The following is a 19,548-nucleotide window of genomic DNA, read 5'->3' on the forward strand; positions in this document are numbered from 1 at the left end:
TATATAAATCCATTGTCGTAGAATTACGACAAGAAATCGTAGAATTACTACACTTTTTCAGATTTGTATTTAAATTTTTTTTTAAGCCGTATAGAGCTTCTATATTTGCTAACACAATCACTGAATAACAATATTAACGATTAAAATTTACAATCATGGCCGAAAGAAATTCAAGAGGAATCTTAAAATTCAACAACGGAGAAGGACAAAAGCTGTTAAAAATGAACTACAGCGTATCAAGATCTACAGACGTTTCAGGACGTGTAGCATCAGATCCTTCCAACGCATTAATCAAGGTTACAGTAGAAGCTACTGAAAAATCAGACATCCTTGAAAGCTTACTGAACGGTAAATACAAACCGACAGTAGGAGAGATTACTTTCAACAAATCTCACGAAGAAGGAACACTGATCACTTTGAAATGGGAAAACGGATACGTTATCCAGCACGAAGTAGACTTCGATGCTATTGACAGCAACAGCATGCTGATCAGCTTCGTGGTAAGTGCTGAAACCATCGACTACGGTACTTCCCAGTACGCAGGACTATGGCCTTCAGCAGGCAAATAAGCCTATTCATCATCTTAGTAAAAATAAAATTGGTACAGAACAGCGGACAAGAGACGCTGTTCTGTTTTTTATTTAGCAGGATCAGAATTTTTAAAATCATATCAAAATAATAAATCTCTTGAAGGTGTAATAATGAATTTTCTGTTTCTCTCCTTACTATATTTGTTATAAGGTGTTTATCTTTCGTTTTTAAATCTAATGTCGTAGAATTACGACAATAAATCGTAGAACTACGACATCAAATCGTACAATTACTACACTTTTTCAGATTTCCTTTCAATTGCTTTTTTTTCAAAATCAGGGGCTTTATCTTTGTTATATAATTATTGAATTACAATTTATTACTAACGATTAAAATTTACAATCATGGCAGAAAGAAACTCAAGAGGAATCTTAAAATTCAACAACGGAGAAGGACAGAAACTGTTAAAAATGAACTACAGCGTATCAAGATCTACAGACGTTTCAGGACGTGTAGCATCAGATCCTTCCAATGCATTAATCAAGGTGACAGTAGAAGCTACTGAAAAATCAGACATCCTTGAAAGCTTACTGAACGGTAAATACAAGCCGACAGTAGGAGAGATCACTTTCAACAAATCTCACGAAGAAGGAACACTGATCACTTTGAAATGGGAGAACGGATACGTAATCCAGCACGAAGTAGATTTCGATGCAGTAGACAGCAACAGTATGCTGATCAGCTTCGTGGTAAGTGCTGAAACCATTGACTACGGTACTTCTCAGTACGCAGGACTATGGCCTTCTTCAGGTAAATAATCCCATAAACTTAAATAAAAAAAGAAACAGTATGCCTTAGGGTATGCTGTTTTGTTTTGCATAAAGAGAACCAAAAGCAATAAATAAGGAGAACTTAGAAATAAGATGAAATAAAACAATTTCTCAAACTCTTATTGCTAATAAGTATTCTCCCTATCCCGAGACCCCACAACCCCGAACTTCGCATCCCGATACCCGAAACCCTTCCTCAAACTATCAACTTTTACTCCTATTTTCTTATATTTGTTCATTATTCAAAATATGGACGCAACACAAGATAAAAGGCTGTTTCTCATCGATGCTTATGCGATGATTTTCAGAGGATATTACGCATTAATCAGGAATCCGAGACTCACCAGCAAAGGTCTGGATACTTCTGCCATCTTCGGTTTTACCAATTCTCTCATCGAATTGATCAGAAGAGAAAAACCAACACACCTGGCAGTAGTTTTTGATGTTGGACAGGCCAGTGTAAGAACTGATGATTTCTCAGAATATAAAGCCAACAGAAGCGAAACTCCCGAAGCAATCAAAATTGCGATTCCATATATCCACAAAATTCTGGAAGCAATGCACATCCCGATTCTTGGGGTGGAAGGATATGAAGCCGATGATGTCATTGGAACTATTGCATGCAAAGCCGAAAAAGAAGGATACACCACCTTCATGGTGACACCTGATAAAGATTTTGCACAGCTGGTTACGGATAAAATTAAAATTTATAAGCCAGGTTTAAAAGGCGGCGACATTGAAATTTTAGGAGTAGAAGAAGTAAAGGCAAAATATGAGATTGATGATCCTAAGCAGGTGATTGATTTCCTTGCCATGATGGGAGATGCCGTAGATAATATTCCTGGATTGGAAGGAGTAGGAGAGAAAACTGCCATGAAATTCCTGAAAGAATTCGGCAGCATTGAAAATTTATTAGCCAATACGGATAAACTGAAAGGAAAACTGAAAGAAAAAGTAGAAGCTTCCGCAGAACGTGGTATTATGTCTAAAAAACTGGCAACCATCATCTGTGATGCTCCTGTAGAATTCCATCAGGAACAATATGACCTGGAAACTCCGGATTTTGAAAAAGTAAAAGAGGTCTTTGACGAAATAGAATTCAGAAGACTATACGAAAACCTTTACAGGGCTTTCGCTCCTGCAGCTGTAGAAACAGTGGTTGTAAGTGAAGTAGAGGTAAAGCAGACTCCGGCCGGAACTGAAGTAAAAGGGCAGGTGATGCAGCTTGACCTTTTTGCCAATTTTGAGGAACTGGAACAGGCTACTTCTACAAAGTCAACGATTGAGAATAATGATCATCTGTATCAGTTTATTAATAATCCAAAAGCTCAGAAAAAGCTGGTTGACAACCTGCTGCAGCAGAAAGTGGTGTGTTTCGATACGGAAACGACATCATTAAACGAACTGGAAGCAGAACTGGTAGGAATGAGCTTCTCTTATAAAAAAGGACTTGCCTACTACATTCCTCTCTCTGAAAACAGAGAAGAAGTGTTGCAGACCCTGGAGATTTTCAGACCGTTTTTCGAAAAAGAAGACCTGCTGAAAGTAGCGCACAACCTTAAATTTGATTACAAAGTTTTAAAACAATACGACATCACCGTGAAAGGCGCCATGTTTGATACCATGATTGCCCATTACCTCCTGAACCCGGACGGAAGACACGGGATGGATTATCTCTCAGAAGTATACCTGAACTATAAACCGGTATCCATTGAAACCATTATCGGAAAAAAAGGAAAAAAACAGGGGAATTTCAGAGATGCTGATCTGAGAACACAAACAGATTATGCAGCAGAAGATGCAGATGTAACTTTCCAGTTGTATGAGCTATTCGCACCACAGCTGAAAAAGGAGAACCTGGAAGAGCTTTTCTTTACCATTGAAATGCCTCTGATGGAAGTACTGGCAAAAATGGAACTTGCAGGAATTTCTCTGGATGAAAAATGGCTGGCGCAGGAAAGTGTTGACCTTGAGAATGATCTGAAACAGCTTGAAACAAAGATTTTTGAACTTTCAGGAGAAGAATTCAATATGAATTCACCGAAGCAGCTGGGAGAGATTCTGTTTGAAAAATTACAGCTCGATCCAAAAGCGAAGAAAACAAAAACAGGGCAATATGCAACATCAGAAGATGTGCTTCAGAAGCTGAATTCAAAACATGAAATCATCAAACACATCCTGGAATACAGAACATATCAGAAATTAAAATCAACCTATGTAGACGCTCTGCCTTCACAGATCGAGAAAAAAGATAACCGAGTACACACCAACTTCTCACAGACTACAGCAGCTACAGGCCGTTTGGCGAGTGTAAACCCCAACCTTCAGAATATTCCGATCCGAACGGTGAGAGGACAGCAGATCCGTGGAGCTTTTGTTTCCGGAGAAGGAAAGAAGATTATTTCTGCCGATTATTCACAGATTGAACTTCGTTTAATTGCTGAAATTTCAGGAGAAGATAATATGATCAAAGCCTTCCAGGATGGAGAAGATATCCACGCTTCCACAGCGGCAAAACTCTTTAAAATTCCTTTGGCTGAGGTATCCAAAACCCAGAGAAGCCAGGCTAAAACTGTAAACTTTGGAATTATCTACGGACAAGGAGCTTTTGCTTTGGCAGAACAAACCGGATTGTCCCGTACAGAAGCCAAACAAATGATCGAGGCATATTTCGAAACATATCCGAAACTGAAGGAGTACATGGCTGAGCAGGTGAGCAAAGCACGCCAGGTGGGATATGTGGAAACCATATTGGGAAGAAAGCGCCATCTGAAAGATATCAATTCCAACAATTTCGTGGTAAGAGGTCATGCAGAAAGAAATGCGGTAAACGCACCGGTTCAGGGAAGTGCTGCCGATATTGTTAAAATTGCCATGATCAAAATTGCCAGAGAGCTTGAAGAGCAGCAGCTTACAACAAAAATGCTTCTACAGGTACATGATGAACTTGTGTTTGAATCTCCGATAGACGAGATTGATGCCGCTTCAAAACTGATCAAAACTGAAATGGAAAGTGCCCTGAAAACACAGGTTCCTTTATTGGTAGAGATTGGAGTAGGAGATAACTGGCTGGAAGCACATTAATCAATACTGTAAATCGTACCTTAAATAAAAAACTTCCGTCTTTTAGGCGGAAGTTTTATTTTGTTAGAACTGGACAGCTTACTCTTGTTCTACAGAATTGTAAACATTGGTGACAACATCATCAGGAGAAACATTTTCAAATAAAAATCTTTCTTTTTTTACTTGTACTTTTTTAGTTTCTGATGGCATTTCTTCTACCATGGTATTTACCGTTTCCAGTGTTACTTTACCTTTCATAGGCTCATAATAGAGGGCAGAGTGGGAACCCGCACCCATATTATACGTTTCGACATAGGTAAGAATCAGGTTGTCATTCACATATTTGAATTTACTGAACTGATTACCATAAGGTCCGATATCATAAAGATTGATATTCAATATTCCTTTTTCAATGCTGATGTCTTCAGGATCATGTATTTTATAGCCAGATTCATTGTATTCATCGGGAAGAACGGTTTCAGAACTTTTAAATAACCGGTATGTTTTGTCAGTATTCTTTAGAAGGACTATCATAGTTCTCTGTGCTAAAGTGTCGTCTTTTTTTCTAAGAACCAAAGCTTTATCAGGAAGTCCGTCCTGGTTGAGATCACCTTCGGTTTCGTATTGAATTTCATATTGACTGGATACAAAATCTGAGACTTGTTTTCCTGCTGTCGACTGCTCCTTCTGAACTGGTGCCGTATCCTTTTTTATAATGGCCGAAGAGTTTTTCGGAGCCTGTGTTTTGGTTTTGTTACATGAATAAGCAATTAAAGAAGCAAAAAGTAAAGTAGAAATGATTTTTTTCAATGGTTTGTTTTTTTAAGATACAAATCTAGCTTTTATTTCCTGATAATGTAAAATTACGACACACAAACATCCCAGTACGGTAACAGGAAGAAAGGAAAGTGAAACTGTATATTGGATTTCCGAATTGAAGTCGTAAGTACTCCAGGAAGATTCCCTGTCTACAAATAGGGTGTAGTTCCAAAATAACCAGACAAAGATCAGGAATAGGAATTCGACTGAAGCCTTGAAGACAATCTTTTTAACAAAGAAAAGCAGAGAAAAGACAATTGATAAGAACCCACCGGCTATAAGGGATATATACACCGCATCTTCAAAAAATGAACAGTCTATACAGCCGCTTGAAACACGTTCTGAAAGGGTTCCCATTGACCAGTAAAATTGTAAGAATGTAACCACTGAAATAAAGATGGTAATAATAAGCCATCTCTTCAGAAAAGAGTAGAACTGATTAAGTTTGAATTCTTTCATGATGTTCAAATATCTGAATTATTTTATCATTCTTACAATAGCTAAATCATCTGTGGGTTTTACTCCGTATTGATGCTCCAACTGCTTTAGTTTCCTGTTAAGCATTTCTTCAGTGTCGATATTCTGACGGTCTATCATTAAATATTCAGCAAAATTGATCATTTCTTCAGAATTCGTTTTTTTAATTTTTGAAAAGCTCAAAATACCATCAGTAGCAATGGAAACATCATTCAGATCATCAAAAAATAATTTCTGAGACTGACGGGGATACCATTCTTCAAAGTCTTCATGGAGATGATAAGCTAAATAGTCCGGTTTATTATTACGGTCAAATTCTGTGATATTTCCATTGACACAGACAACTCCATCACCAATAGCTAGGATGAATCCTTTGTCCTTTGTGATGTCATAAATCAGGATTATAAGAGTAGATAACAACTCTTTTTCGTCCAGCATCAGATGATTTTTTACAAATTTGAGTTCATTGAATAAACCTTTTATGATTTCTTTAAGCTCTTTTTCCAGACTGTGCTCACTGCCTTTTTCATATAATGCCTTGTAACCGTTTTCAATAATTATTTTACGTAAAATCTTTCCAGTAAGTGTTGATGCAAAATGACTGTCCATAGCTGTGGAACACCCATCCATCACAGCACAAACAATCTTATCAGAACTGATTTTTTTGATGAGGAGATCGTCTTCACAATGGTTAATATGATAATCTCCGATTTGTAGAGTAGAATATAAATTCATTACATGCTAAAATAGATTTATTTTTTTAAATGTAACCTTATTTCATCCTCATTATAGATATAAAAATAGCAACAAGTGATCACACGTATCATGAAATCACTTGTTGCCGGTGCTGAGAAAGCAGTTTTGCTTTGGTTATTAAATATCGTATTCTATTTCTCCCACATAATGCAGTGAAAAATCATCATTTTCTACAGAAACAGGATTAGGAATAACAAATCTTGTGGCGAAAATAATAGCATTCACAGGCGTATCCAGACTGAGTTCGTTTAATTTATTTTCCAGAACCGGAAGCCATTGGTCAGCATAAGAATACTCTGCAAACTTATCATAAAGACTAAGGCTTTCATCCTCAAAACCATATTCTATAAAATCATCATCAAACCATTTGATGCTCTGTGATTCTGCAAACCTGGAAACATACTGATCATCAGTTTCTTCCTCTATATAGTAATTTTCATCCTCTTCTACAAAGTTGTAAAAGTCTTCTTCACTCTTGAAATATCCTAACCAGAAGTGTGAAATTTCTTTATCCATAATAGTATATAAGTATTATTTTTTTTAAGTGACATTTTCCGCGTTGATGAATATCCCTTTTATACAAGGAAATTTCCGCAATTAAAATGTAACATTACAAAAGTTTTTCGTGAAACAAATTTTTGGGCTGCAACGCAAAATCTCCTCAGCAAAGATAGTTCCTTAATAGTATTTATTGTAAATTTATTCTCAGTTTAAATTATAAAAGATGGATTTTCTTCAGGACCATTATATTATTAAAAATGAATTGCTGCTGATCCTTATTTCAGTTATTCTAGGACTGTTTATTGGTGCTGAACGTGAATACCGTAATAAGTCGGCCGGTCTCAGGACCTTTATTCTCGTATGTTTTGGTGCCTGCCTGTTTACCATACTTTCTATAAAAATAGGCGTGGACAATCCGGATCGTCTTGCCGCCAATATTATTACAGGAATCGGATTTCTGGGGGCAGGAGTTATTTTCAAAGGTGATAATAAAATTGAAGGAATTACCACAGCAACCACTATCTGGGCAACTGCTTCTATTGGAATGGCTGTAGGTTCCGGCTATGTTTATATTGCATTGTTGGGAACAACGTTGGTATTACTTATTTTAAGTGCCCTGACTTATCTCCAGAATTTTATTGATAATTATAATAAAGTAAGGGAATACAAAATTGCCGTAACAGACTCTCAGGATATTAAATATTGTGAAAATATATTCAAAGAAAATCACTTAAGATATCAGATGCTTAAACAGCAGTATTCTCAGGAAAGCTTTACCATCATATGGAGGCTTACCGGAAAAAATAGCCATCATGAGGAAGTTATCGGACGTCTGGTGAATGATCCGAAAATTAAAGCGTATCAGTTTTAGAGGGTAAAAGAGCAAAAAAATAAAGGCCGAAGCCTTTACTTTTATTTTTTCTTAAATACATAAAGATCTTTGTTGGGGCCATCGATCTCTTTTCCTTCCATATCCAGTTGGATCAACATATTCTCACCCACTTTATATTTATATTGGGCTGTTTTCCCTTTTAAAGTAATCATGCTTCCTGTAGCATCCCATTCAAAAGTGCCTTTATCCTGATTTTTTGAATTTCTCTCAAGATATTCTTCCGTGATACTGAATGTTTTATCATCATTCAATGTCAAAGAAGTCTTTATTCCCGGGCAGTCTGCACAAGGAACTGTTGCTTCATAAGTTCCGGCCCAGTCAAGAGCATTTTCAGACGTATCACCAGCAGCTGAAGGAGTAGCTTTAGTGATACTGTCTGCAGCAACAGGTTGTACAGCCGTAGCAGAATCTGTAGTCGCTGTTGTTTCAGTGGTTTCTTTTTTAGAACATGAAGCAAGGAACAGAGCTGATGCCATTCCCAACATGAGCATTTTACTTTTCATCATAATAATTAATTTAAGGATGTTTTTAACAATAAAGTTACTTCCAATCAACAAAAATTGAGCCAGAAGAACATTGGACAGCGGATTGAGCAATAGTGAATAGTCAATTCGCTTCGCCTGTCAATTTTTAATGAATTTAATTATTTTTTGATGATAAAAATTCACCATTCACTTGCGAAGCAAATTCACCATTGACGATCTCTATTTTCAAAAACGAACTCTTAGTAACTTTTCCGCCCGTTTTATAAAGCCTGTTCATATTTTTCTTTGTAAATTGGGGCAAAATTTTGATTATGACAAAAAAGATACTTTTATCTGTATTTCTTTTGCCAGCTGCAATGGCATTTGCGCAACAATATGGAGGAATGTGGATTCCTACAGAGCTGAATGAAAAGGAAATGAAGGATTTAGGAATGAAGATTTCTGCAAAAGATATTTTCAACCCTCAGAAACCAAGCATTAAAGATGCGGTTGTACAGTTTAACGGCGGATGTACTGCAGAAATTATTTCGCCTAAAGGATTGCTTTTAACGAACCATCACTGTGGTTTTGGGCAGATTCAGGCACACTCTACCGTTCAGAATGATCTTCTTTCAAACGGATTCTGGGCAAAAAATACAGAAGGTGAACTTCCTAACCCGGGAGTAAAAGTAGATTTTATTGTAGATATAAAAGAAGTTACTGATCCGATATTAGAAGGTACGGACAATCTTACAGAACCTGAACTTACTAAAAGGATCAATAACAATATTGAGGTGTATAAAAACTCTCAGAAAATTGAATCTTACCAGTCGATCATGGTAAAGCCGATGTATTATGGAAACAAATACTATGCTTACACCATCGAAACGTATAAAGATATCCGTCTTGTAGGAGCTCCTCCTCAAAGCATCGGTAAATTCGGAAGCGATACAGACAACTGGGTTTGGCCGCGACACACCGGAGATTTCTCGATGTTCAGAATTTATGCAGACAAGAACAACAAACCTGCAGAATATTCAAAAGACAATGTGCCTTACGTTCCAAAGCACTATTTACCGGTTTCTATCAAAGATAAAAACGAGAACGATTTTACTTTTGTTTTCGGATTCCCGGGAAGAACTACAGAATACCTTCCTGCAATCGCTGTAGAGAAGATTATGAAAGATATTGACCCTGCAAGAATTGCGGTACGTGATGTGGCTCTGAAAACGTTGGACGAAAAAATGCGTGTTGACAATGAAACCCGTATCAAATATGCTTCAAAATATGCTTCAGTAGCCAACTACTGGAAAAAATGGATCGGTGAAGTAGAAGGATTGAAAAAATCCAATGCTGTAGAAAAGAAAGTAATGTATGAAGGTTCTTTGGTCGCTAAAAATCCTGAGATCAAAAATACTTTGGATCAGCTGAATAAACTGTACAACGATCAGGCTCCTTATGCGTTAAACAACGCTTACTATACAGAAGTAATCAAAAATGCGGAGACTTTGAAATTAGCTGGTGATTATTATGATTTCGTTGCGTCTGTAGAAGCAGGAAGAATGGATGAAAAAGAACTTTCAAAGCTGAAAACGAAATTAACTTCTTTCTATAAAGATTACAGTGCTGAGCTTGATGCAAAAGTAACTGCAAAACTATTGGCTTTGTACGTTAATAAAACGGCACCTCAGTTTTTACCGGCAGGATTCAGCAAATATAAAGATGAGAATGCTAATATTCCTGTTGTAGAAGATATGTCTAAAAACTCTGTCATTACAGGAAGAACTGCTGTAAACGGAGGAACTTTAACTGCTGATATTGATAAAGCATTTTCTAATCAGGATAAACTGATCAGGACTTTAAAGAAAGACCCTATTTATCAATTATATGTTTCTATGAAGGAAACCTATATGAAAACTGCAGATCCGCAATACACCTCAATGCAGGCTAAAATTGATGCTCTGCAGAAAAAGTTCATGGCGCAGCAGATGCAGACGGATAAAGACAGAAAATTCTTCCCGGATGCGAACTCAACACTTCGTGTAACTTACGGTAAAGTAAAAGGTTCTACTCCTAGAGATGCCGTTTCTTACGGGTACCAGACTCACCTTGCAGGAGTAATGGAAAAATACGTTCCGGGAGATTATGAATTTGATGTTCCAAAGAAACTGATTGATCTTTACAACAAAAAAGATTTCGGAATCTATAAAGATAAAACAGGTGATGTTCCAGTAGGATTCACTGCTACCAACCATACAACCGGAGGAAACTCGGGAAGCCCGGCTCTTGATGCTAACGGAAACCTTGTCGGATTGAATTTCGACAGACAGTGGGAAGGAACAATGAGTGATATCAATTATGACCCGCGTTTCAGCAGAAACATCATGGTAGATACAAAATATATTCTTTTCATCATTGATAAGTTCGCAGACTCAAAGTGGATTGTTGATGAAATGAAGATCATAAAATAATTTTAAAAGTTATACCTTTAAGAATCTATTTGAATTTAATTTTGAATAGATTCTTTTTTATTTACAATAGGATGAAAGAAAGGATCATCAATGTTTTGGCAGCTTTTGAAACTGGGAATATCGGAAAATCATTTCCGCTGGACTATTGTCTGCCGCTTTATCACAGTGTTTCCGACAAAGAACTTCCTCATTTAAAACATGTGATCCGTTATAAAACGACTCAACAGTTTGAAGACGATCTGGATCACATGGCCAGAAATTTTCAGTTTGTGAACTGGCAGGAGTTTAAGGATTATAGGGCCGGAAGTTTTAAACCTTCAAAAAAAATTGCCCTTTTAACTTTTGATGATGGTTTCAGAGAGTTTTACGATATTGCGGCCCCCATTCTGGAACGAAAAGGAATATATGCCTGTAATTTTATCAATCCGGCTTTCATAGATAATAAAGAGATGATGTTCAGGTGCAAGGCAAGCCTTCTTGCGGATGCTGCTGAAAAAATAAAAACCATAGATCCCGAAATTTATTTTATCCTGTCGTTGAAAAATATGGATAGAAGGGTTTTACAAAAGAAAATTTTATCCATAAATTATCAGGAAAAAGATATTCTGGATCAGCTTGGTGAAAAACTTGAGGTAGATTTTAAAGCCTATTCAAAACAATATCAACCTTACTTAAATACAGAAGAATTACAGGAACTGACCCGTAAAGGTTTTGGAATTTCTTCGCACAGCTGGGATCATCCCAAATATGGTGATCTGTCTTTGAAAGAACAAATGGCAACAACCAACAGAACTTTTGCCTATTTAAAAGAAAATGGCTTTTTGTACGAAAGTTTTGCATTCCCTTTTACCGATTTTGAAGTAAAGAAAGATTTTTTTGATGAACTTTATAAAAATGAAGAGATCTACTGCAGCTTTGGGTGTGCCGGTATAAAACTGGACAGTGTGAAGAGAAACTTTCAAAGAATTCCAATGGAAGTGGGAGAGAGCGGAGCACAGATATTGAAAAAAGAAACAGCTTACTTCAGATTGAAAAGCCTGATGAATAAAAATACGATTGTGAGAAAATGATAGCGCTGAAAACATTCAATAGAAAAGAACTGGAAGATTTTATATCCTCCGGAGCTTTCCGGCAGTATGATTTCCTTCCGGTTACCAGACACCGTGCGCTGTCTCATATTCAGAATCCAAAAGCAGCAGACGAAGATACACTTCTTATTCTTGCTTTTTATGAAGAAAAACTAATCGGTTATGTGGGATGTTTTCCGGATTGTTTTATCATTGATGGAAAAGAAATCCGCTATGCCTGGCTCAGTACCCTGTATGTAAACCCGGAATACAGAAAAAAAAGACCGGCGAAAGCATTGCTGAAAAAAGTTTTTGAAGAATACGAAGGCCGGATTGCCATTACAGAATTTACCAAAGAAGCAGAAGCACTCTACAATATTATGGGTGTTTTTGAATATGGCTTTCCCAAAGAAGGCAAACGCTACTACTTCAGAACCGATGCCGCTAAAATGATTCCTGAAAAGAAACCGGGAACACAACCGTTGAAACCTCTTTTTCAAATTCTGGATGCTGCCGCCAATGGAGTGATCTCAATAAAGAACCTGGCCGCACCAAAACCAGATTTTAAATATGAAGTTCTGGATCACATCGACAAAGAAAGTACAGATTTTATGAACAGGTTTCCCGGGATGCGTAATGCAGATGAAATCAATACTTTTATCAATTATCCCTGGGTTTTGGAAGGCAAAAAAGATGAAAGGTATTTTTTTTCAAGTTTTGCAGATACTTTTACCTATTTCTGGATCAAGATTTTTGATCAGAATAGTAAGCTTAAAGCTTGTCTGCTGTTACAGCTTCGTGACGGGTATCTTAAAATTCCTTACCTCTTTTCGAATACTGATTTAGATGAGGTAATTCAGTTTTTAAATTATTTCATTGTTTCGAATAAAATAAAAGCATTTACTAGTTATCAAACCCAATTAAACGAGGCCATACAACAGTCAAAGGTATTTTCTCTTATCTACCAGCGGGATTTTCACAGAGAATATCTCTTCCATAAAGACCTATTGGAACTTCTTCCGAAAAATTTTAATCCCCATTACCAGGATGGAGACGGAGACTGTATGATGACGTAAAGCAATGATGAATTATAAATTATAAATTGTGAGTCATGAGTTATGAAATGATCATTCATCAATTATCAATTATCATCTATCATTTATCATTTAAAAAAACAAACCGCCTGATATTTCTATCGGGCGGTTTGTTTTTAATGTCCAAAAATATCTTTCAGACTTACTTCTTTAAATATTCCCATTTTATTAACAGCTTCCATATCAAGATTCTCTTTTTTGCCGATAATAGCGGTGTTAAAATGTATTGATTTGACTTCTGTCTGATAAAAATGCTTGATATCCTCAAATGCAAGCTGCTGGATCTGTTCATAAATATCTTTTCTGAAATCATGATAGATATTTAATTTCTGCAGTCTTAAGGTATTGAAAAATATATTGTTTCGGGTAACCCTTGTTGAAGCAATCTGTTTCAGTGCTGCATTTCTGGCATTCTCAAACTGAATAGGGACTTCCGGAAGCTCGTTCATCAGTTCATTCAGGGTATCCACCGCGATCATCAGCTTGTCAGGCTGGGTTCCGATATAGGTGGTCACATAATCAGGATGGTTCAGTTCAGAGTTCGCGGCATAAGAAACATAAGCAGAGTAGGCAAGACTTTTACTTTCCCGCATCTCCTGGAAAACAATGGAAGATAATCCTCTTCCGAAATATTCATTGAAAACATTGATCTTTCCAAAATGAAGCGGGTTCACCTCGTTTCCTTTACCAATCTTGCTCATTTCCATCTGAACCATATCATAGTTGATGAAATAGACGTTTCCTCCCGTTGCCGGTTCCGGATACAGTTTGGCTTCCGGTATCTGAAGGCTTTCAGGTTCTATGTACCCACCGATGTATTTTGTAAAGGTTTCAAAATTTTTACCATAGAAAAATACCTGATAAGGATATTGGAAAAGCTTTTTCATTCTGTCTGTAAAAACTTCCGCACTGCTGTTTTCAAGCTCTTCCTTAGAAATAACATCCGTAAAACGTGAGTTGCTGCCCAGCTTTGTATAATTGTTCAGGGCTGTTATAATCCGGTTTTTATCCTTCTTCATGGCCTGACGGTTTTCCAGTACTGTTCCCACAAACTGATTATAGATTTCCTGATCAGGCTGCACATCTCGCATCCAATGCTGCAGAAGGGCAATTCCTTTTTCTATATTCTCTTCCAGTCCGCTCAGCGAAATGGTCAGCTGATTGTTCGTTGTTTTAAAATCATTGCTGATTCCGATTTTGAAAAACTCCTTTTTTAAATCCTCCGGCGAAAGGGTATCAGTTCCCAAATACTGAAGAAGCTGAGTTGAAACCCCTAAATCTCTGTCATGATCACTTCCAAAAGAGAAAATGAAATGTACCTGAGCAATATCGTTGTATTTATTCTTTACGAAACTTAATTTCTTTCCGTTAAGCTGATCTGTAACGATTTCTTTTTGATAATCAATGAATTCAGGCTTAATATCCTCAGTTTTATCCGCTAAAATCTCTTTCAAAAACTCTGACTGCGTATCACGGTTGATCTTAACAGGAGTGATTCCTGGATTCTCAACCCTGATCAGTTTGTCGTTTACCCCTTTTTCTTTATTCACAACCACATAGTTTTCCTTGAAAAACTCATTGGCAAAATTCACTACGTCATCTTTGGTGAAAGAAGCATACTCATCCATTTCATTCAGTTCCTCTTCCCAGGTTCTTCCTTTGATATAAGAATCGTAAAGATTGGTGGCGAGACCTTCGGCAGTTTCAAGACCTTTCATTCTCTGCAGTTTGAAATCATTGATGATGGCTGGCAGCATCCAGTCCGGAAAATCTCCTTTCTTGATCAGCTCAATTTCATCCAGTACCATATTCCTGGCTTCCTCCAGAGTTTGTGTTTCCTTAGGAACAGCAACAATAGAAAAATATCCATACTGTCTTAATCCTACAGAAAAAGCCTGAGCCCAAAGCATCTTCTGAGTCTGGTTAATGTGTAGATCCAATAATCCGGCTTCCCCTCTGTTGCTGAGAATATTCGCAACCACATCAGCCAGCATTGCTTCTCTTGTTCCATAGCTATCCGTTCTCCATGCAAGCTGAGTACGTGGAGTAGTAGGGCTTTTTACCGTTCTGACTACAACTTCTGTAATAGGCTGTTCAGTAATGGCTGTCTTTTTAGGAAGCTCCTTATAAGGTAGAGTCCCGAAATACTGATCAATTAATTGGATTGTCTCATCGAAGTCAAGATCCCCAACCAGTACCATAGCATAATTATTAGGAACATAATATTCATCAAAATATTTATGAATAGCCTTCATCGATGGATTCTTCAGGTGTTCCGGTTTTCCCAGTGTTGTTTGCTGCCCGTTGGGATGAGTCGGGAAAAGAGCATCCATCAGTTCGTAGTTCACAAGTCTTGTGTCATTGTCCTGCGCTCTGTTGAACTCCTCATATACCGATTCCAGCTCAGTATGGAAAAGACGAAGTACAATTTCAGAGAACCTTTCCTTCTCTATTTTCAGCCATTTTTCAAGTTCGTTATTCGGAATATTGTTTTTGTAAACCGTTTCATCAAACCAGGTATGCGCATTGGTACCACTGGCTCCCAGAGAAGAAATCGCTTTATCATATTCATTGGCAATGGCATATTGGCTGGCTTCCTGGGAAACTTCATCGATCTTCTTGTAGATTTCCCTTTTCTTTTCAGGATTCTGTTCCGCTTTATGTTCTTCATATAAAGCCGAGATCTGATCAAGAAGTTCTTTTTCCTTTTCCCAGTTCTGAGTTCCGATTTTTGAAGTCCCTTTAAACATCATATGCTCAAGATAATGAGCCAGCCCCGTATTATCAGCCGGGTCATTATTACTTCCTGTTCTTACCGGAATGAAGGTCTGTATTCTCGGAGCATCAAAATTCTGAGCAAGAAAAACCTTTAATCCATTGTTCAAAGTATAGATTCTGACGTTATTTTCGTCATGGGCTACCGTAATATATTCGTATTGGTTTTTATCTGTATGTACCGTTTCCTTATATTTTCTGTCTGTCATATAAAACTCATTTCATTCCTTAGAAACCGGAATGGACTACAAATGTAAGGATTCAAAAAAAATGTTGATCCTTTTTTATCATTATTACATCTATTGCTGCGGTTGAAAAAGTGAATTATAAGCAAGAATCAGCTATGCAGAAAGGAATAAGCTTTTTAATTCTTCATCCAATACCCTTAAACTTTTTCACTCTCCAACCCTCCAACTCTCGAACTTTATAAGGAGCTATTTCCTGCTATCCATTCATACTCCTCGCGCCCACGCACTCCAACGCTCTCACCCTGAGCGAAGCCGAAGGGCCCCACACCTAAAACCCGCCATCCTCCGACGCAAGCTGCGGAGTAACCATTTCTATCAGGGCTAGGATAGGAGTCGTGAATGATGAGTGATGAGGTTCGGGTTATTGTGTTTCGGGTTTCGGGTTATTGAGTTGCGAGTTTCGGGTGTTTAGGTAGAAAAGGAACATTGGTATTGAATTTTCAGATTGTAGATTTCTATGGAAACTGGTTATTGAGTATCAATCCCTATTCCCTTGTATCATTCCGCAGGAATCCCAACTTCTTTACAAGAGCCTTAAAAGAAGTAAAATGACAGTATAATGTCTGAGATTTTTTTTAACAGTTAGTATTAGCAATGTCATGCTGAGCAGAGCCGAAGCATTTTAATTACAGGTATAGGAGCTAAACCTTATTACTCTATATAATATATAAATATATTCTTTAGCATTTCTATATATAATATAAATGTATATAATAAAGCAGGACCCTCTTATCTGTGTAAATCTGCGAGATCCGTGGGCAATGATCATCCCCATACATAAAAAACAACAATCTCCCTTCATTATATATAATCTTCCATCAATAGAAGCAGATTATAATCCCGAGCTCAATCGAAGGAGCTCGTTCTTTATATAATCTAGTCTCTATTATATAATATACACCCTTTTGATCATAGTACCCCAAACCCCGCATCCCGCACCCCGAATCTCAAATTCCCTCTTCACACACACAGATCTCCCCTCAAACACTCAGACATTCAAACACTCAAACACTCTCTCCCCGATTCTCCAAACAAATGTTTAAAATTTTTCCCCCTGCTACCCAGTCCTTTAGGAACAAATATCACCGTAATGTAAAATTTATGTTAAATAAACTTGTTTTGCGTTGTAGGAAGTTGCTATCTTTGCCCCACTGAAAACGAGAGTAGAACAGTAGCGCAGAAGCGCCTTTAGATAGGCATAAACGATATTACTTCAAAAAAGAAACAAGCGAAAAAAACTTCAAAACTTTTTGTAAAAAAAGTTGCCAGTTAAAAAAGAGTTTGTATCTTTGCAGTCCCAATTAGAGGGAGCGCAGGAGTATAGAGATTGAGGTTTTGAGAAGAATTAAGGTTACTTAAAAAACTTTAAAATTTTCTTCAAAAACATTTGGTCATTAAAAAATAAAGTTTTACTTTTGCACTCGCAAATACGGAGCAACACTGACAGAGAGATTGCTTCGTTACAAAGCGAAAGATATAAAGATCATTGACATACAATATAACAACCAAGTAAGGAAAAACTAAAGCGTTAAAAACTTTGAGTGAGTCAGACAAACATACAATGGAGAGTTTGATCCTGGCTCAGGATGAACGCTAGCGGGAGGCCTAACACATGCAAGCCGAGCGGTAGAGATCTTTCGGGATCTTGAGAGCGGCGTACGGGTGCGGAACACGTGTGCAACCTGCCTTTATCTGGGGGATAGCCTTTCGAAAGGAAGATTAATACCCCATAATATACTGAATGGCATCATTCGGTATTGAAAACTCCGGTGGATAGAGATGGGCACGCGCAAGATTAGATAGTTGGTGAGGTAACGGCTCACCAAGTCTACGATCTTTAGGGGGCCTGAGAGGGTGATCCCCCACACTGGTACTGAGACACGGACCAGACTCCTACGGGAGGCAGCAGTGAGGAATATTGGACAATGGGTGAGAGCCTGATCCAGCCATCCCGCGTGAAGGACGACGGCCCTATGGGTTGTAAACTTCTTTTGTATAGGGATAAACCTACCCTCGTGAGGGTAGCTGAAGGTACTATACGAATAAGCACCGGCTAACTCCGTGCCAGCAGCCGCGGTAATACGGAGGGTGCAAGCGTTATCCGGATTTATTGGGTTTAAAGGGTCCGTAGGCGGATCTGTAAGTCAGTGGTGAAATCTCACAGCTTAACTGTGAAACTGCCATTGATACTGCAGGTCTTGAGTGTTGTTGAAGTAGCTGGAATAAGTAGTGTAGCGGTGAAATGCATAGATATTACTTAGAACACCAATTGCGAAGGCAGGTTACTAAGCAACAACTGACGCTGATGGACGAAAGCGTGGGGAGCGAACAGGATTAGATACCCTGGTAGTCCACGCCGTAAACGATGCTAACTCGTTTTTGGAGCGCAAGCTTCAGAGACTAAGCGAAAGTGATAAGTTAGCCACCTGGGGAGTACGAACGCAAGTTTGAAACTCAAAGGAATTGACGGGGGCCCGCACAAGCGGTGGATTATGTGGTTTAATTCGATGATACGCGAGGAACCTTACCAAGGCTTAAATGGGAAATGACAGGTTTAGAAATAGACTTTTCTTCGGACATTTTTCAAGGTGCTGCATGGTTGTCGTCAGCTCGTGCCGTGAGGTGTTAGGTTAAGTCCTGCAACGAGCGCAACCCCTGTCACTAGTTGCCATCATTAAGTTGGGGACTCTAGTGAGACTGCCTACGCAAGTAGAGAGGAAGGTGGGGATGACGTCAAATCATCACGGCCCTTACGCCTTGGGCCACACACGTAATACAATGGCCGGTACAGAGGGCAGCTACACTGCGAAGTGATGCAAATCTCGAAAGCCGGTCTCAGTTCGGATTGGAGTCTGCAACTCGACTCTATGAAGCTGGAATCGCTAGTAATCGCGCATCAGCCATGGCGCGGTGAATACGTTCCCGGGCCTTGTACACACCGCCCGTCAAGCCATGGAAGTCTGGGGTACCTGAAGTCGGTGACCGTAACAGGAGCTGCCTAGGGTAAAACAGGTAACTAGGGCTAAGTCGTAACAAGGTAGCCGTACCGGAAGGTGCGGCTGGAACATCTCATTTTAGAGCGTCTTAAAGACGTTAAACAAAATCAGTATCGTAAGATACATTATACTTACTTAAAGCATAGCTTTAGTTTTTTGTTTGGTTGCTATATAAAAATACAAAACCCACTAGAAATTAGTAAAGGGATTGAGAGAGGCAAAGAAGATAAAAGCAGAGAGAGAAAGACGAAGAAATTAGTCTATTATCAATCAGTCTATCATCTTTTACGTCTAAAAGACAGTCTCGTAGCTCAGCTGGTTAGAGCGCTACACTGATAATGTAGAGGTCGGCAGTTCGAGCCTGCCCGAGACTACTAATTAAAGCGGTAAGCATTAAGCTGGAAGCAGTAGGCAATACGCCTAAAGCTTATAGCGTAAAGCCTGCAGCACCTAGAGGGGAATTAGCTCAGCTGGCTAGAGCGCCTGCCTTGCACGCAGGAGGTCAAGGGTTCGACTCCCTTATTCTCCACAGTTTTGGAAGACTGATTTAAAAGTTACGAATGG

The 19,548-nt window shown here is 38.3% G+C and carries 13 protein-coding genes, 2 tRNA genes and 1 rRNA gene; 10 read left to right on the plus strand and 6 right to left on the minus strand.

Annotation, left to right across the window (positions count from 1 at the left end; genetic code table 11):
• The first annotated feature begins 155 nt into the window (after positions 1 to 155).
• From tssD (V0410_RS20675) to polA, 3 genes are all read left to right on the plus strand, one after another.
• A complete protein-coding gene (gene tssD / locus V0410_RS20675; RefSeq protein ID WP_053328223.1) occupies positions 156 to 569 on the plus strand; it encodes a type VI secretion system tube protein TssD in 414 nt (137 codons plus the stop codon).
• Between the two features lie 366 nt (positions 570 to 935).
• Positions 936 to 1,349 (plus strand): type VI secretion system tube protein TssD, encoded by a 414-nt coding sequence (tssD, locus tag V0410_RS20680; protein ID WP_062675327.1) that lies wholly within the window; start codon positions 936 to 938, stop codon positions 1,347 to 1,349.
• A 261-nt stretch (positions 1,350 to 1,610) separates the two neighbouring features.
• Positions 1,611 to 4,445 carry a DNA polymerase I gene (gene polA, locus V0410_RS20685; RefSeq protein WP_330745456.1) on the plus strand — a complete coding sequence of 945 codons (2,835 nt, stop codon included), beginning with the start codon at positions 1,611 to 1,613 and terminating at the stop codon, positions 4,443 to 4,445.
• Between the two features lie 78 nt (positions 4,446 to 4,523).
• Here polA and V0410_RS20690 read toward each other — a convergent pair whose 3' ends face one another.
• The 4 genes from V0410_RS20690 to V0410_RS20705 all read right to left on the minus strand — a co-directional run bounded on the left by V0410_RS20690 (position 4,524) and on the right by V0410_RS20705 (position 6,992).
• Positions 4,524 to 5,234: a hypothetical protein gene (locus tag V0410_RS20690; protein ID WP_330745457.1), complete on the minus strand. Its 711-nt coding sequence runs from the start codon at positions 5,232 to 5,234 to the stop codon at positions 4,524 to 4,526.
• Positions 5,235 to 5,246: 12 nt separating this feature from the next.
• Positions 5,247 to 5,702 carry a hypothetical protein gene (locus tag V0410_RS20695; RefSeq protein WP_330745458.1) on the minus strand — a complete coding sequence of 152 codons (456 nt, stop codon included), beginning with the start codon at positions 5,700 to 5,702 and terminating at the stop codon, positions 5,247 to 5,249.
• Positions 5,703 to 5,720: 18 nt separating this feature from the next.
• A complete protein-coding gene (locus V0410_RS20700; protein WP_330745459.1) occupies positions 5,721 to 6,455 on the minus strand; it encodes a protein phosphatase 2C domain-containing protein in 735 nt (244 codons plus the stop codon).
• Between the two features lie 138 nt (positions 6,456 to 6,593).
• Positions 6,594 to 6,992 (minus strand): immunity 22 family protein, encoded by a 399-nt coding sequence (locus tag V0410_RS20705; RefSeq protein WP_330745460.1) that lies wholly within the window; start codon positions 6,990 to 6,992, stop codon positions 6,594 to 6,596.
• 208 nt (positions 6,993 to 7,200) lie between these two features.
• On the opposite strand from V0410_RS20705, the gene V0410_RS20710 reads away from it, so the two are divergent.
• A complete protein-coding gene (locus tag V0410_RS20710) occupies positions 7,201 to 7,848 on the plus strand; it encodes an MgtC/SapB family protein (protein ID WP_330745461.1) in 648 nt (215 codons plus the stop codon).
• Positions 7,849 to 7,889: 41 nt separating this feature from the next.
• On the opposite strand, the gene V0410_RS20715 is transcribed toward V0410_RS20710, so the two are convergent.
• Positions 7,890 to 8,375, minus strand: a complete 486-nt coding sequence (locus V0410_RS20715; protein WP_330745462.1) for a copper resistance protein NlpE — start codon at positions 8,373 to 8,375, stop codon at positions 7,890 to 7,892.
• A gap of 290 nt (positions 8,376 to 8,665) precedes the next feature.
• Between V0410_RS20715 and V0410_RS20720 the strand changes: the two genes are divergently transcribed.
• From V0410_RS20720 to V0410_RS20730, 3 genes are all read left to right on the plus strand, one after another.
• Entirely contained in the window at positions 8,666 to 10,804 is a 2,139-nt protein-coding gene (locus V0410_RS20720) for a S46 family peptidase (protein ID WP_330745463.1), read from the plus strand.
• 71 nt (positions 10,805 to 10,875) lie between these two features.
• A complete protein-coding gene (locus V0410_RS20725; RefSeq protein ID WP_330745464.1) occupies positions 10,876 to 11,874 on the plus strand; it encodes a polysaccharide deacetylase family protein in 999 nt (332 codons plus the stop codon).
• The gene (locus tag V0410_RS20730; protein ID WP_330745465.1) at positions 11,871 to 12,947 is read left to right on the plus strand and encodes a GNAT family N-acetyltransferase; all 1,077 of its coding nucleotides are present in this window, start codon (positions 11,871 to 11,873) and stop codon (positions 12,945 to 12,947) included. The genes V0410_RS20725 and V0410_RS20730 overlap by 4 nt, the downstream gene beginning before the upstream one ends.
• 134 nt (positions 12,948 to 13,081) lie before the next feature.
• On the opposite strand, the gene V0410_RS20735 is transcribed toward V0410_RS20730, so the two are convergent.
• Positions 13,082 to 15,949 (minus strand): M16 family metallopeptidase, encoded by a 2,868-nt coding sequence (locus V0410_RS20735; protein ID WP_330745466.1) that lies wholly within the window; start codon positions 15,947 to 15,949, stop codon positions 13,082 to 13,084.
• Between the two features lie 1,597 nt (positions 15,950 to 17,546).
• Between V0410_RS20735 and V0410_RS20740 the strand changes: the two genes are divergently transcribed.
• The 3 genes from V0410_RS20740 to V0410_RS20750 all read left to right on the plus strand — a co-directional run bounded on the left by V0410_RS20740 (position 17,547) and on the right by V0410_RS20750 (position 19,513).
• A 16S ribosomal RNA gene (locus tag V0410_RS20740) occupies positions 17,547 to 19,063 on the plus strand.
• 221 nt (positions 19,064 to 19,284) lie between these two features.
• Positions 19,285 to 19,358: transfer RNA gene (locus V0410_RS20745), tRNA-Ile, on the plus strand.
• An 81-nt stretch (positions 19,359 to 19,439) separates the two neighbouring features.
• Positions 19,440 to 19,513: transfer RNA gene (locus tag V0410_RS20750), tRNA-Ala, on the plus strand.
• Positions 19,514 to 19,548 lie beyond the last annotated feature (35 nt).

Origin of the sequence: Chryseobacterium sp. CP-77 (genome assembly GCF_036362765.1) — a bacterium.
Classification (GTDB): domain Bacteria; phylum Bacteroidota; class Bacteroidia; order Flavobacteriales; family Weeksellaceae; genus Chryseobacterium; species Chryseobacterium cupriresistens.

What these genes read in the sequence shown, in the direction of transcription:
- polA (WP_330745456.1), top strand. Translation starts at nt 1,611, where the DNA reads ATGGACGCAACACAAGATAAAAGGCTGTTTCTCATCGATGCTTATGCG.
- V0410_RS20705 (WP_330745460.1), bottom strand. Translation starts at nt 6,992, where the DNA reads ATGGATAAAGAAATTTCACACTTCTGGTTAGGATATTTCAAGAGTGAA.
- V0410_RS20725 (WP_330745464.1), top strand. Translation starts at nt 10,876, where the DNA reads ATGAAAGAAAGGATCATCAATGTTTTGGCAGCTTTTGAAACTGGGAAT.
- V0410_RS20720 (WP_330745463.1), top strand. Translation starts at nt 8,666, where the DNA reads ATGACAAAAAAGATACTTTTATCTGTATTTCTTTTGCCAGCTGCAATG.
- V0410_RS20735 (WP_330745466.1), bottom strand. Translation starts at nt 15,949, where the DNA reads ATGACAGACAGAAAATATAAGGAAACGGTACATACAGATAAAAACCAA.
- tssD (WP_062675327.1), top strand. Translation starts at nt 936, where the DNA reads ATGGCAGAAAGAAACTCAAGAGGAATCTTAAAATTCAACAACGGAGAA.
- V0410_RS20730 (WP_330745465.1), top strand. Translation starts at nt 11,871, where the DNA reads ATGATAGCGCTGAAAACATTCAATAGAAAAGAACTGGAAGATTTTATA.
- tssD (WP_053328223.1), top strand. Translation starts at nt 156, where the DNA reads ATGGCCGAAAGAAATTCAAGAGGAATCTTAAAATTCAACAACGGAGAA.
- V0410_RS20700 (WP_330745459.1), bottom strand. Translation starts at nt 6,455, where the DNA reads ATGAATTTATATTCTACTCTACAAATCGGAGATTATCATATTAACCAT.
- V0410_RS20695 (WP_330745458.1), bottom strand. Translation starts at nt 5,702, where the DNA reads ATGAAAGAATTCAAACTTAATCAGTTCTACTCTTTTCTGAAGAGATGG.
- V0410_RS20715 (WP_330745462.1), bottom strand. Translation starts at nt 8,375, where the DNA reads ATGATGAAAAGTAAAATGCTCATGTTGGGAATGGCATCAGCTCTGTTC.
- V0410_RS20710 (WP_330745461.1), top strand. Translation starts at nt 7,201, where the DNA reads ATGGATTTTCTTCAGGACCATTATATTATTAAAAATGAATTGCTGCTG.